Here is a 12056-nt window from a genome sequence, read left to right on the forward strand (position 1 = left end):
CGAGACCGCCTGCCGGCGCAAGCTGCGCCTGCGGCTCGTCGTGCACCTCGAACGCCGCGCCCCCGGCCAGGCCGACCCGAATCGCCTGCCGATGCACCGCGAGACGCAGGACATCCTCGGCGTCAACGTGATCCGCGTCGTCCTGCCGGTGGCGGCCGGACGCAACATCGCGGTGCTGCTCGAAGCGGCCGTGCGCTCGACGATCCTGCAGCTGCGCGGAATCGATTCGACGCAGGAATTCATCGAGCGTCACCAGCGGCTCCTCGACGCCGGCGAAGGCAGCCACTAGGCAACTTGCCCATCGGCCACAGCGCGACCGCCGACGCGCAGGGCCTTGCCGCAGTGCGGCATCGGCTGATACGCTCAGGTTCTTTGCGCCGTCAGCAAAGGTCCCCGTAATGACTGCCGAACATCCGGACTATCTGGAAAAGATCCTCAACGCCCGCGTCTACGACGTGGCCGAGGAAACCCCGCTCGACCTCGCCTCCAACCTCTCGGCGCGCATCCACAACCGAATTTTCCTGAAGCGCGAGGACATGCAGCCGGTGTTCAGCTTCAAGCTGCGCGGCGCCTACAACAAGATGGTCCATCTCTCGCCGCAGGCCCTGAAGCGCGGCGTTATCTGCGCCTCGGCCGGCAACCACGCGCAGGGGGTCGCCCTGTCGGCGCAGCGGCTCGGCGTGCGCGCCGTGATCGTGATGCCGACCTCGACGCCGCAAATCAAGGTCGATGCGGTGAAGGCGCGCGGCGGCGAAGTCGTGCTCGCCGGCGACTCCTACTCCGACGCCTACGCCCACGCCGTCGAGCTCGAAAAGACGGAGAAGCTCACTTTTGTCCATCCCTACGACGATCCGGACGTGATCGCCGGGCAAGGCACGATCGGCATGGAGATCCTGCGCGCGCATCCGGACCCGATCCATGCGGTGTTCTGCGCGGTCGGCGGCGGCGGCCTGATTGCCGGCGTCGCCGCCTACATCAAGCGCCTGCGCCCGGAAACGAAGATCATCGGCGTCGAGACCGTCGACGCCGACGCGATGACGCGCTCGCTCGCCGAAGGCCGGCGCGTCGCACTAGACCAGGTCGGTCTCTTCGCCGACGGCACCGCCGTCAAGCTGGTCGGCGAAGAGACTTTCCGCCTGTGTCAGCAGTACGTCGACGAAATGGTGCTGGTGGACAACGACGCAATCTGCGCGGCGCTGAAGGACGTGTTCGAGGACACGCGCTCGATCCTCGAGCCCTCGGGCGCGCTCGCCGTGGCCGGCGCGAAGGAGTATGCGAAGCTGCACAATCTGCACGGCAAGAACCTCGTCGCCGTGGCCTCCGGCGCGAACATGAACTTCGACCGCCTGCGCTTCGTCGCCGAGCGGGCCGAAGTGGGCGAGCAGCGCGAGGCGGTCTTCGCGGTGACGATTCCCGAGCGTCCGGGCTCCTTCCGCAAATTCTGCAGCCTCGTCGGCAACCGCCACATCACCGAGTTCAACTATCGCTACGCCGACCCGCAGCAGGCGCACATCTTCGTCGGCGTGTCGGTGCACAACCGCGCCGAGGCGACGCGCATCATCGAGATGCTCGACCGCCACGAGCTGCCGGCGGTCGATCTCACCGACGACGAGATGGCGAAGAGCCACATCCGCTACATGGTCGGCGGGCGTGCGCCGCATGTGAATCACGAACTCGTGTACCGCTTCGAATTCCCCGAGCGGCCGGGCGCGCTGATGAACTTCCTCTCCAACCTGCATTCGGACTGGAACATCAGCCTCTTCCACTACCGCAACCACGGCTCCGACTTCGGGCGCGTGCTGGTCGGCATGCAGGTGCCGCCCGAAGACAAGACGGCCTTCCAGGACTTCCTCGACCGCCTCGGCTACGAATACGTCGATGAGTCCGCCAACCCCGCCTACCGGATGTTCCTCGGCTAGGCGCCGACCCGAAACGCCCCGCGCTCCGTCAGGATCCAGTCCATCGGCCGGTCGTGGGGCTGCGGGTTGACGCTGTCGACACGCGCGAATTCGAAACCCAGGCCGACGGCGACGGGATTCATCACCGCCAGCGTGCGGTCAAAATATCCGGCGCCGTAACCGACGCGGTAGCCCGCGCCATCGAAAGCATTGCACGGGATCAGCACGACGTCCGGAACGAGCGGCTCGCCCTCGGGCGGGTGCGGGATGCCATGGCGATCGAGCGGCATTTCCATCCCCGGCGTCCATCGCCGGAACGACATCGGCCCGGGCTGGTGCGGCACGATGGGCAGCACGGCGATGCGCGAGGCGTCGGCGGCGAGCCAGTGCGCGACGGCCGCCCGCAGGTCGGGTTCGCCACGAAACGGCCAGCAGAAGCCGAGCACCGTCGGACGCAGTTCGGCGAGCAGCGTCTGGAGATGGGTTTCGAGCGGGCGCATCAGCGCCGAGCGGTGGGCGGCGGTCAGCGCTTCGCGCGTCGCGATGCCGTAGGCGCGCAGCGCCTTGCGATATTCGGCTGGAGTCGTGCCTTGGGCGGAAGGGAGGGTACTCACTGTGGTATCTTCAGAATGTTTTGAAAGGGATGGTAAGGGATGGCAAAGGGTTTGTGGGCAGCGCTGGCATTCGCGCTGGCCAGCCTGAGTCCGGCGGCGTGGGCGCAACTGGGCGATGATCGGATTCTGGCAGCACGGGAGGCCTTGCGCACGGGTGATCGCGCGACGCTCGAACGCCTGTCCAGCGCGCGCGACCCGCATGTGCTCGACCCCTACGTCCGCTACTGGCGGCTTTACAGCCTCCTCGCCCGCCCTGAACCGGCGCCAGCCGCCGAACTGATCGAATTCCTGCTCTACGAACCGGATAGCCTGCTCGCCGAGCGCCTGCGCGCCGATTGGCTGCGGCACATGGCGCGCGACCGCGACTGGAGCGGCTTCCTGCAACTCTATCCGGACCTGCGCGAACCCGACGCCGAACTACGCTGCCTGCAACGCAACGCGCGGCTGGAGAACGGCGACATGACGGTGATCGCCGAAGTGCAGGATCGGTGGATGGAGCTCGTCGACGCGAACTCCGCGTGCGAGACAGTGTTCCGCACCCTGGCGCTCGCCGGCCACATCACGCCGGACCAGTTGTGGTGGCGCATCCGCCGCCAGACCGACAGCCGCAATCCCGCGGCCGCCCGCGCGACGCTTTCATGGCTGCCGGTCAGCGAGGCGCCGGCGCTCGCCGAATTCGAGCGCGCCACCAAGTCGCCCGCTGCCTATCTCGACAAGCTTCCGCCGAATTTCTCGACGACGCGCATCGGCCGCGAAGTCGCGCTCGCCGCCCTCACCCGCCTCGCGCGCGAAGACGTCGCGGCGGCGCGCGTCCGCTTCGACCGCATCGAAGAGCGCTTCGCTGCCGAGGAAAGGTCTTATCTCTACGCGGTGCTCGGCCATCAGGGCGCGCTTCAGGGCTCGGCCAACGCCTCGGCCTGGTTCCGCGCCGCCGGCAAGATCCCACTGAGTGCCGAGCAGCGCGCCTGGCGCGTGCGGGCCGCCCTTCGCACGGAAGACTGGCGCGGGGTGCAGGCGGCCATCGAAGCCTTGCCCGCCAACGAGCAGGCGCTGCCCGAGTGGACCTACTGGCTCGGCCGCGCGCAGGCCGCCCAAGGGCGGAGTGCGGAGGCGCAGGCGCAGTTCCGCCGCATCGCCGGGCAGCCGAATTTCTACGGACTGCTCGCCGCCGAAGAACTCGGCCAGACCTTCGCGCCGCCGACGCGCAGCGGCACCGTGACGGCCGACGACATCGCCCGCGCGGAGTCCGACCCCGGGCTGCGCCGCGCGCTGGCGCTGTATCGCCTCGACATGCGCACCGAGGGGATGCGCGAATGGTCCTGGGCCCTGCGCGGCCAGGACGACGGCTTCCTGATCGCCGCCGCGCGTCTCGCGGTACGCAACGAGATCTACGACCGCGCGATCAACACCGCCGAACGCACCGATCCGCAGGCGAACTACGACCTGCGCTTCCTCGCGCCCTACCGCCAGATCATCGAGCCTCAGGTGCGCCAGCAGGGCCTCGACCTCGCCTGGGTGTACGGCCTGATGCGCCAGGAAAGCCGCTTCATCGTGCCCGCCCGTTCGAGTTCGGGCGCGCAGGGGCTGATGCAGGTGATGCCGACGACCGGCAAGTGGGTCGCGAAGAAGATCGGCATGAGCAACTACCAGGCGAACATGCTCTCCGATCCCGATACCAATGTGCTGCTCGGCACGAGCTACATGCGCCTCATTCTCGAGGACCTCGACAGCCATCCGGTGCTCGCCTCCGCCGGCTACAATGCAGGACCGGGACGCGCCCGCAGATGGCGCGAGGACCGCCCGCTGGAGGGCGCGATCTATGCGGAAACGATTCCCTTCGACGAAACACGCGATTACGTAAAGAAGGTAATGACAAACGCCGTGATCTATGCGGCAATGTTCGAAGCCCGCCCGCAGTCGCTGAAGGCCCGCCTCGGAACGATCGCGCCGCGGATATCCGCTGACCGGTGATTGCTTGCCGGTCCTTCGTCAGGAGGCCTGCAACATGAAGATCGAACGTGTCATAGTGATCGGCGGCTCGGGTTTCGTCGGGCGCGCGGTCGCCAACCGGCTCACCGAGGCGAACATCGATGTGATCGTGCCGACGCGCCATGTGGACCGGGCGCGCGATCTCACCTTGCTACCGACCGTCGAGGTCGTCCAGGCCGATGTCCATGACGAGGCCACGCTACGAAGCCTCTTCGACGGCGCGGATGCGGTCGTCAACCTCGTCGGCATCCTCCATTCGCGTTCCGGCGATCCCTACGGACCCGATTTCGCGCGCGCGCACGTCGAACTGCCGCGGAAGATCGTCACCGCCTGCCGCGCAATGAGGGTGCCGCGACTCGTGCACGTGAGCGCGCTCGGCGCCTCGCCCACGGGGCCGTCCGAGTACCTGCGCTCCAAGGCCGCCGGCGAAGAGGCGATCCGAGCCGCCGGCCATTCGCCCGCGTGGACCGTCCTGCGTCCGTCGGTGATCTTCGGCCGCGAGGACCACTTCCTCAATCTTTTCGCGCGGCTCGCGTGCAAGGTCCCGGTGCTGCCGCTCGCCGGCATGCACACCCTCTTCCAGCCGGTGTATGTCGGCGACGTCGCCGACGTCGTGTTGCACTGCCTTGCCCATCCGCCGAGCGCCGGCCAGATTTACGAGCTCGCCGGGCCGAAGGTCCATGCGCTGCACGAACTGGTCGAATACGTTGCCGAACTCGCCGGGTGCCACGTCCTTGTCGTGCCGCAACCGGAAGCGCTCGCGATGCTGCAGGCACGGCTGATGGAGCTCTCGCCGAACCCGATCATGAGCCGCGACAACGTCCGTTCGCTGCGCGTCGACTCCCTCGCGAGCGGCCCGCCCCTGCCCTTCGGCCTGACCCCGACCCCGGTCGAAGCGGTCGCGCCGAGCTACATCGGTAACGAATCGCAGCGCGCACGCTACTATTCCCTCCGCAACCGGCAGCGGTATCGTCAGGACTGACGCCGCGCCCCCACCCGCTCTTCAGGAGACGTCTGCATGAAGCTGATCATCGGCAACAAGAACTACTCCTCGTGGTCGCTGCGCCCCTGGCTCGCCGCCCGCGCGTGCGGCGCCCATTTCGAGGAGATCCGCATTCCGCTGCATACGCCCACGACGCGCGAACGCATCCTGAAGCATTCGCCGTCGGGCAAGGTGCCCTGCCTGATCGATCACGCGGTCACGGTGTGGGACTCGCTCGCGATCTGCGAATACCTCGCCGAGAAATACCCGCAGCTGTGGCCGACCGATCCCACTGCTCGCGCGGTCGCGCGCTCGGTCAGCGCGGAGATGCACTCGAGCTTCCAGGACCTGCGCCAGAAGATGCCGATGAACATCCGCAAGGACTACACCGGCCAAGGCCACACGCCCGAAGTCGACGCCAACATCGCGCGCATCGAGGCGATCTGGAACGACTGCCGCGAGCGCTTTGGCAAGAAGTCAGGCGCTGGCCCCTATCTCTTCGGCGCCTTCACGGCGGCGGACGCGATGTTTGCGCCGGTATGCTTCCGCTTCAAGACCTACGGCATCCAGCCGCAGGGCGCGGCCGGCGAATACCTGGCGATGATGCTCGCGCACCCGCTGATGCAGGAATGGGCCGCCGCCGGTGCGGCCGAGACCGAATCGATCGCGGCCGAGGATCTGTACGGCTGATGCAACGTTACATCGTCGGCGGCGCCGTGCGCGACCGCCTGCTGGGCCTGCCGGTGCAGGATCACGACTGGGTGGTGGTCGGCGCGACCGCCGACGAGATGCTCGCGCAGGGCTTCCGCCCGGTGGGCAAGGACTTCCCGGTCTTCCTGCACCCGCAGACCCACGAGGAATACGCGCTGGCGCGCACCGAGCGCAAGAGCGGACGCGGTTACCACGGCTTCACGATGCACGCCTCGCCCGAGGTCACGCTCGAAGAGGACCTGATGCGCCGCGATCTGACGATCAACGCCATTGCCGAGGATGAGGCCGGCAACCTGATCGACCCCTACGGCGGGCGCGACGACCTCGAACGGCGCGTCTTTCGTCACGTCAGTCCGGCCTTCGCCGAGGACCCGGTCCGAATCCTGCGCGTCGCGCGCTTCGCGGGGCGTTTCGCAGACTTCACGCTCGCGCCCGAGACGCTCACGCTGATGCGCCGGATGGTCGCCGATGGCGAAGTCGACCATCTCGTGCCCGAGCGCGTGTGGCAGGAACTGGCGCGCGGCCTGATGGAGGCGAAACCGTCCCACATGCTGCGGATGCTGCGCGAATGCGGCGCGCTCGCCCGCATCCTGCCGGAACTGGATCGCCTGTTCGGCGTGCCCCAGCCGAAGGAATATCACCCGGAAGTCGACACTGGCGAGCACATGATGCTCGTGATGGATCATGCCGCAGCGACGCAGCAGCCGCTCGCCGTGCGTTGGGCGTGCCTGGTGCACGACCTCGGCAAGGGCGACACGCCGGCCGACGTGCTGCCGCACCACTACGGTCACGAAGCACGCAGCGAGGAACACGCGCGCAGCGTCTCCGAGCGGCTGCGCGCGCCCGCGGACTGCCGCGACCTGGCGGTGATCTTCGCGCGCGAACACGGCATCCTGCACCAGGTCGAGAAGCTACGCCCGGAGACGATCGTGAAGCTCCTCGAACGGGCCGACGCGCTACGCCGCCCCGAGCGCTTCCTGCTGCTGCTCGATGCGGCCGCCTGCGATTTCTACGGCCGCCCGGGCATGGAGCAGCGCCCCTATGTGCGCACCGAGCGCTGGAAGGCTGCGCTGGCGGCAGTCCAAACCGTCGACGCGGGGGCCATTGCGCGCACCTGCACGAACAAGGCGGACATCCCACAACGGGTACATGCAGCGCGCGTCGCCGCGGTGAAGGAGGCACAATCGTCCGCCGGCTAGGCTCCCGGGGCCTTCAGATTGCTCGCAGCACCCCCCAAACGACCAGCGACAACAGGAGGGTGCTCGTGAACGGCAGGTGGAAAGCACGGCCAAACACTCGGAAATGCAGGTCTCCGGGCAAATGGCCGAGCCGCAAGGTACGTGTCAGCCCCGGGCGGAACACCTCGGTAACGATTACCATCAGCACGATCACGACCAGCCACTTCAACACAAATCGCTTCCCCCGAAATAAAACATTAGACTCGCGCCCATCCTCGGCCGCAAGGTATCCAAGCCTCCCCCTGATGACCCACCTCGATCAAAAGGCGTCGCAATCATGAACGCCAACCGTTTCGGCGATCTCGAAGTCCTGGCCTGCAGCCCAGCAGGCGCGCCTCGCTCCTCCACGCCGCTGCTGTTCATCCACGGCGCCTACACGGGCGCCTGGTGCTGGAGCGAGCACTTCCTGCCCTACTTTGCGCAAGCCGGCTACACGAGCTACGCGGTGTCGCTTTCCGGCCACGGCGCGAGCCGCCGCGCGGGCCTGCTCGACGCCTTCTCGATCGACGACTACGTTCGCGATGTCACGGAAGTTATCGCGCGCCTGCCGTCGCCGCCGGTGCTGATCGGCCACTCGATGGGCGGCATGGTGGTGCAGAAGTACCTCGAACGGGCTCGGGTGCCGGCCGCGGTGCTGCTCTGTGCCGTACCGCCGCACGGCCTGATGGGATCGGCGATCGGGTTGATGCTCGCCAAACCGAATCTCCTCAACGACCTCAATCGCATTCTCAACGGCGGCCACCCGGACCCGGACGGCCTACGCGACGCCCTCTTCCACCAGCCGATCGGCGTCGACACGCTGATGCGCTACTACGCGCTGTGTCAGCCCGAATCGCATCGCGCGATTTGGGACATGACCTTCTTCAACCTGCCGTTCCCCGCGCTGATGCATCGCCCGCCGATGCTCGTCGTCGGCGCCGAGCATGACCAGCTGATCCCGCCCGCGCAGGTGATGATGACTGCCGCGACCTACGGCGAAGAGGCGCACATCATGCCCGGGATGGGCCACGGCGTGATGCTCGAACAGGACTGGCGCACGGTGGCCGACCTGCTTGCTGCGTGGCTTCCGACACAAATTGAATGATTCGGATCTAGCAATCTGAATCATTTCGATTCATGATGGAATCGCGGGCACCAAAAGGGTGCCTGGTCGGCGCCGTGCAGGGCGGACGGTCTTCCCTGCGGTGCCGATTGCGGCAGTCCGGTACGCACTACGTTCGGGCTCAAGATTCGGCCGAATCGGCCGATAACTGACTCAGGACGCCGAACCACCAGACGACACCGCGGAGGCCATCATGGTGATGATCATGGACATGACGACAGGCAAGGTGATCACGGAACCCGAGGAGTACGGGGACGAAGTGCTCAACGCAAGCTGGCTGCCGCCGCAACGCGAGCCCGCGGTGCAACTGCAGCTGGTGCAGGTCGAGCACATCGAGACCGCTCCGAAAGCGCCGCCGATCGACGCCGAACACTTCCTCGAAGCGGTCTATCGCTTCCAGGAGTGACTTTCGCGCAGCTTGCGCACGCGGGTGCATGACCGCCTGAGCTCCGGATACGGGCCGTGCCGGAGCACGGGCTGTTTTTACCCGCGCGCGAAAGGTGTTTGCGCGCGGGAGGTCGCCTCTTACAGGGCGTGTACGCGATCGCCGCGCAGGAAACCCAACAAGGGTTCGTCGATGCCCTTGCCGACGGCCAGCACCTTGAAGAGCTCGCCCATCTCCTGCGGCGTCGTCAGCCGCTGCACCGCACGTGCGGCCCGGATGTAGTCCGCACTCTCCTCCGGCGCACGCCGCGCCAGACATTCCAGCACCCCGCAGTTGAACAGGAAGGCCGCCTGATTCGCGTAGCCGTACACGTCGAGCCCCGCCTCGAAGGCGGCTTCCGCGGCTGCGGTGAAGTCGACGAAGGCAGTGATGTCGTTGAGCCCCGGCCACAGGAAGGGATCGGCATGCGCGTTGTGGCGGTAGTAGCACAGCAGCGTGCCGTTCGAACGTGAGGGCAGGTAGTACTCGGCGCGCGGATAGCCGTAGTCGATCAGCAGCAGTGCGCCCTTGTCGAGCCGGCGCGCCCACTCCGCGATCCACGCACGCCCCGCGAGGTTGATCTCGGTGACGTACTCGCCGCTCTGCGGCTGCGGCAGTTCGAGTGCCGTGGCGTACTCCGCCACCGCGCCCGTTGCCGGCGAATCGGCCCAGCGCAGCGTGCCGCTGTCGTCGAGCGCGACACCCCGTTCGAAGAGCCCCTCGGGACGTTGCGCGACGATGTGCACCGGCATCACGTCCAGCACTTCGTTCGCGACCAGCACGCCCGAAAAGTGCTCCGGCAGCGTGTCGAGCCAGCGCACCCGGCTCGCGAGATGCGGCGCCTTCGCGGCGAGCGTGTCGAACTGGCGTTCGCGCAGCTCGCCTGAGACTTCGAGGATCGAATAGGTCTCGGGCAGGCTGCCGCGGCGTTCGAGCTCCAGCAGCAGGTCGGCCGCGAGGAGGCCCGTGCCGGCGCCGACCTCGATCATCGCGGGGGCCGATACGCGCATCACCTGTTCGACCTGGGCCGCCAGCGCCTGGCCGAAGAGTGGCGTGAGCTCGGGCGACGTGATGAAATCGCCGCCGGGACCGAACTTTCGCGCGCCGCCGCTGTAATACCCGAGACCGGGCTCATAGAGCGCGAGCGCCATGTAGCGCGAGAACGGAATCCACCCGCCCGCCTTGGCGATGGCGGCGTGGATCGTCTGGACGAGGCGCTCGCTCTGCGCGAGGGCGTCGTCGGAAGGTTGAGGCAGGGACATGGGGGCAATCGGCCAGCGGGAAAGCGCGTATTCTAACCGGGCGCGCGCCAGGCCCATTGCAGACGAGTTGTGCGGCTTCAATGGCGTCGATCCGCCCCCTTTCCGGGGGTTCCGCGCCTCGTTGGCGCGTGGCGGACGCCTGGGCACGCAACACCCCGGAAGGGGGCTGGCTGCGCGGTGCATTACGAAAAGTGCTTGCGGCCACTGAATAACCAAGCTTTCTTGTTGCATCACAGACTCTACGGACCATGCAGGACACTCCCGTCATCCTCGTCACCGGCGCCGCGCGGCGCGTCGGGGCGGAAATCGCGCGCACGCTGCATGCGGGTGGCGCCCGCGTCGTACTGCATTACCGCAGCTCGGCGCGCGAGGCCGATGCGCTTGCGGCGACACTCAACGGTCTGCGCCCGCATTCGGCGTGGCTCGTCCAGGCCGACCTGAAGGAGGACGGCGCGCCCGAGGCCCTGGTCGCCGCCGCGCTGGCGCGACACGGGCGGCTCGATGCGCTCGTGAACAACGCTTCGACCTTCTACCCGACGCCGATGGGCCGCATCGACGCGGCAGCCTGGACCGACCTCATGGGCTCCAACGTCAAGGGACCGCTCTTCCTGTCGCAGGCCGCCGCCCCGGCTTTGCGCGAACGCCGCGGCGCGATCGTCAACATCGTCGACATCCATGCCGAGCGCCCGATGAAGCACTACCCCGTGTATTGCGTGGCCAAGGCGGCGCTCGCCGGCCTCACCCGCGCGCTCGCGCTGGAGCTCGCCCCCGAGGTGCGGGTGAACGGCGTGTCGCCGGGGCCGATCGATTGGCCCGAGGACGGGCAGTTCCCCGCCGACGAGCGCGCGGCGATCATCGACCATACGCTGCTCGGGCGCATCGGCAGCCCGGCTGATATCGCGCGCACGGTGCGTTTCCTGATCTTCGACGCCCCCTATATCACCGGCCAGATCCTCGCCGTCGACGGCGGGCGCAGTGCGCATCTGTAAGTCACGCGGTAAGTCCCTGCCGTCAAAGGTATAATGCGCCCCGTTTTTCCTGCTGGACATCCCGCCGTGAACGCCCTGACCGCTGCCGCCGAGGCGGCCCTCCCCGACGCCGCCCCGATTGCAGACGGCGCCGACGACAACGCCGCGCCGCGCTTCTCGAACACCTTCCTGCGCCTGAAGAAGAAGCTCGAGCGCTCGGTCGGCAAAGCGATCGGCGACTTCAACATGATCGGCGAAGGCGACACGGTGCTCGTGTGCGTGTCCGGCGGCAAGGATTCGTACACGCTCCTCTCGTGCCTCTTGGCGCTGCGCGAGCGCGCGCCGGTCAATTTCCGCATCGTCGCGATGAACCTCGACCAGAAGCAGCCGGGCTTTCCCGCCGACGTGCTGCCGGCCTACTTCGAGTCGATCGGCGTCGAGTACCGCATCGTCACCGAGGACACGTACTCGATCGTCAAGGACAAGATCCCTGAGGGCAAGACGACCTGCTCGCTGTGCTCGCGCCTGCGCCGCGGGATCATCTACCGCGTCGCGAAGGAGATCGGCGCGACGCGCATCGCGCTCGGCCACCACCGCGACGACATGATCGAGACGCTGTTCCTCAACATGTTCTTCGGCGGCAAGCTGAAGTCGATGCCGCCCAAGCTGGTCAGCGACAACGGCGAACACGTCGTGATCCGCCCGCTCGCCTACTGCACCGAGAACGACATCGCCCGCTTCGCGCGCACGATGGAATTCCCGATCATCCCGTGCAACCTCTGCGGTTCGCAGGAGAACGCCCAGCGCAAGCAGATCAAGAACATGCTGCAGGCCTGGGGACGCGAGTTCCCGGGGCGCATCGAGTCGA

General features: G+C 67.4%; 12 protein-coding genes and 1 pseudogene. 10 read left to right on the forward strand and 3 right to left on the reverse strand.

Translation table 11 applies throughout. The annotated features are described in order from the left end of the window. Together VJ673_RS05075 and ilvA are read left to right on the forward strand one after the other, a co-directional pair. A pseudogene (locus VJ673_RS05075) lies at window positions 1–289 on the forward strand (HPr(Ser) kinase/phosphatase); the annotation flags it as partial. 109 nt (window positions 290–398) lie between these two features. Further along, window positions 399–1919 carry a threonine ammonia-lyase, biosynthetic gene (gene ilvA, locus VJ673_RS05080; protein ID WP_324124957.1) on the forward strand — a complete coding sequence of 507 codons (1521 nt, stop codon included), beginning with the start codon at window positions 399–401 and terminating at the stop codon, window positions 1917–1919. Here the strand turns inward: ilvA and VJ673_RS05085 are convergent. Next, on the reverse strand, window positions 1916–2512 hold the full coding sequence (locus tag VJ673_RS05085; protein WP_324124958.1) for a 5-formyltetrahydrofolate cyclo-ligase: 597 nt from the start codon (window positions 2510–2512) through the stop codon (window positions 1916–1918). The two genes, ilvA and VJ673_RS05085, sit on opposite strands and share 4 nt — an antisense overlap. Before the next feature lie 39 nt (window positions 2513–2551). Here VJ673_RS05085 and VJ673_RS05090 point away from each other — a divergent pair, with 39 nt between their 5' ends. From VJ673_RS05090 to VJ673_RS05105, 4 genes are read left to right on the forward strand one after another with little or no spacing between them, the layout of a single operon-like run. After that, window positions 2552–4483: a lytic transglycosylase domain-containing protein gene (locus VJ673_RS05090; RefSeq protein WP_324124959.1), complete on the forward strand. Its 1932-nt coding sequence runs from the start codon at window positions 2552–2554 to the stop codon at window positions 4481–4483. A 34-nt stretch (window positions 4484–4517) separates the two neighbouring features. After that, the gene (locus tag VJ673_RS05095; protein ID WP_324124960.1) at window positions 4518–5483 is read left to right on the forward strand and encodes a complex I NDUFA9 subunit family protein; all 966 of its coding nucleotides are present in this window, start codon (window positions 4518–4520) and stop codon (window positions 5481–5483) included. 36 nt (window positions 5484–5519) lie between these two features. After that, entirely contained in the window at window positions 5520–6173 is a 654-nt protein-coding gene (locus tag VJ673_RS05100) for a glutathione S-transferase family protein (protein ID WP_324124961.1), read from the forward strand. Continuing rightward, window positions 6173–7393 (forward strand): multifunctional CCA addition/repair protein, encoded by a 1221-nt coding sequence (locus VJ673_RS05105; RefSeq protein ID WP_324124962.1) that lies wholly within the window; start codon window positions 6173–6175, stop codon window positions 7391–7393. Before VJ673_RS05100 ends, VJ673_RS05105 begins: the two co-directional genes overlap by 1 nt. A gap of 13 nt (window positions 7394–7406) precedes the next feature. On the opposite strand, the gene VJ673_RS05110 is transcribed toward VJ673_RS05105, so the two are convergent. Further along, complete coding sequence (locus VJ673_RS05110) at window positions 7407–7604, reverse strand: DUF2905 domain-containing protein (RefSeq protein ID WP_324124963.1); 198 nt, start codon at window positions 7602–7604, stop codon at window positions 7407–7409. 105 nt (window positions 7605–7709) lie between these two features. Between VJ673_RS05110 and VJ673_RS05115 the strand changes: the two genes are divergently transcribed. Together VJ673_RS05115 and VJ673_RS05120 are read left to right on the forward strand one after the other, a co-directional pair. Next, window positions 7710–8516, forward strand: a complete 807-nt coding sequence (locus VJ673_RS05115; protein WP_324124964.1) for an alpha/beta hydrolase — start codon at window positions 7710–7712, stop codon at window positions 8514–8516. Between the two features lie 211 nt (window positions 8517–8727). Then, entirely contained in the window at window positions 8728–8940 is a 213-nt protein-coding gene (locus tag VJ673_RS05120; RefSeq protein WP_324124965.1) for a hypothetical protein, read from the forward strand. Window positions 8941–9059: 119 nt separating this feature from the next. On the opposite strand, the gene VJ673_RS05125 is transcribed toward VJ673_RS05120, so the two are convergent. Next, window positions 9060–10220, reverse strand: coding sequence for a class I SAM-dependent methyltransferase (locus VJ673_RS05125; RefSeq protein WP_324124966.1), 1161 nt, complete (start codon window positions 10218–10220; stop codon window positions 9060–9062). Between the two features lie 248 nt (window positions 10221–10468). Here VJ673_RS05125 and VJ673_RS05130 point away from each other — a divergent pair, with 248 nt between their 5' ends. Then, the gene (locus VJ673_RS05130) at window positions 10469–11209 is read left to right on the forward strand and encodes a pteridine reductase (protein ID WP_324124967.1); all 741 of its coding nucleotides are present in this window, start codon (window positions 10469–10471) and stop codon (window positions 11207–11209) included. 117 nt (window positions 11210–11326) lie between these two features. Then, window positions 11327–12056, forward strand: a 730-nt coding sequence (gene ttcA / locus VJ673_RS05135) for a tRNA 2-thiocytidine(32) synthetase TtcA (protein ID WP_324124968.1), incomplete at its 3' end; no start/stop codon positions are given.

The organism is Aromatoleum sp. (genome assembly GCF_035254505.1).
GTDB lineage: Bacteria > Pseudomonadota > Gammaproteobacteria > Burkholderiales > Rhodocyclaceae > Aromatoleum.

What these genes read in the sequence shown, in the direction of transcription:
- ilvA (WP_324124957.1), top strand. Translation starts at nt 399, where the DNA reads ATGACTGCCGAACATCCGGACTATCTGGAAAAGATCCTCAACGCCCGC.
- VJ673_RS05100 (WP_324124961.1), top strand. Translation starts at nt 5,520, where the DNA reads ATGAAGCTGATCATCGGCAACAAGAACTACTCCTCGTGGTCGCTGCGC.
- VJ673_RS05130 (WP_324124967.1), top strand. Translation starts at nt 10,469, where the DNA reads ATGCAGGACACTCCCGTCATCCTCGTCACCGGCGCCGCGCGGCGCGTC.
- VJ673_RS05095 (WP_324124960.1), top strand. Translation starts at nt 4,518, where the DNA reads ATGAAGATCGAACGTGTCATAGTGATCGGCGGCTCGGGTTTCGTCGGG.
- VJ673_RS05115 (WP_324124964.1), top strand. Translation starts at nt 7,710, where the DNA reads ATGAACGCCAACCGTTTCGGCGATCTCGAAGTCCTGGCCTGCAGCCCA.
- VJ673_RS05105 (WP_324124962.1), top strand. Translation starts at nt 6,173, where the DNA reads ATGCAACGTTACATCGTCGGCGGCGCCGTGCGCGACCGCCTGCTGGGC.
- VJ673_RS05120 (WP_324124965.1), top strand. Translation starts at nt 8,728, where the DNA reads ATGGTGATGATCATGGACATGACGACAGGCAAGGTGATCACGGAACCC.
- VJ673_RS05125 (WP_324124966.1), bottom strand. Translation starts at nt 10,220, where the DNA reads ATGTCCCTGCCTCAACCTTCCGACGACGCCCTCGCGCAGAGCGAGCGC.
- VJ673_RS05090 (WP_324124959.1), top strand. Translation starts at nt 2,552, where the DNA reads ATGGCAAAGGGTTTGTGGGCAGCGCTGGCATTCGCGCTGGCCAGCCTG.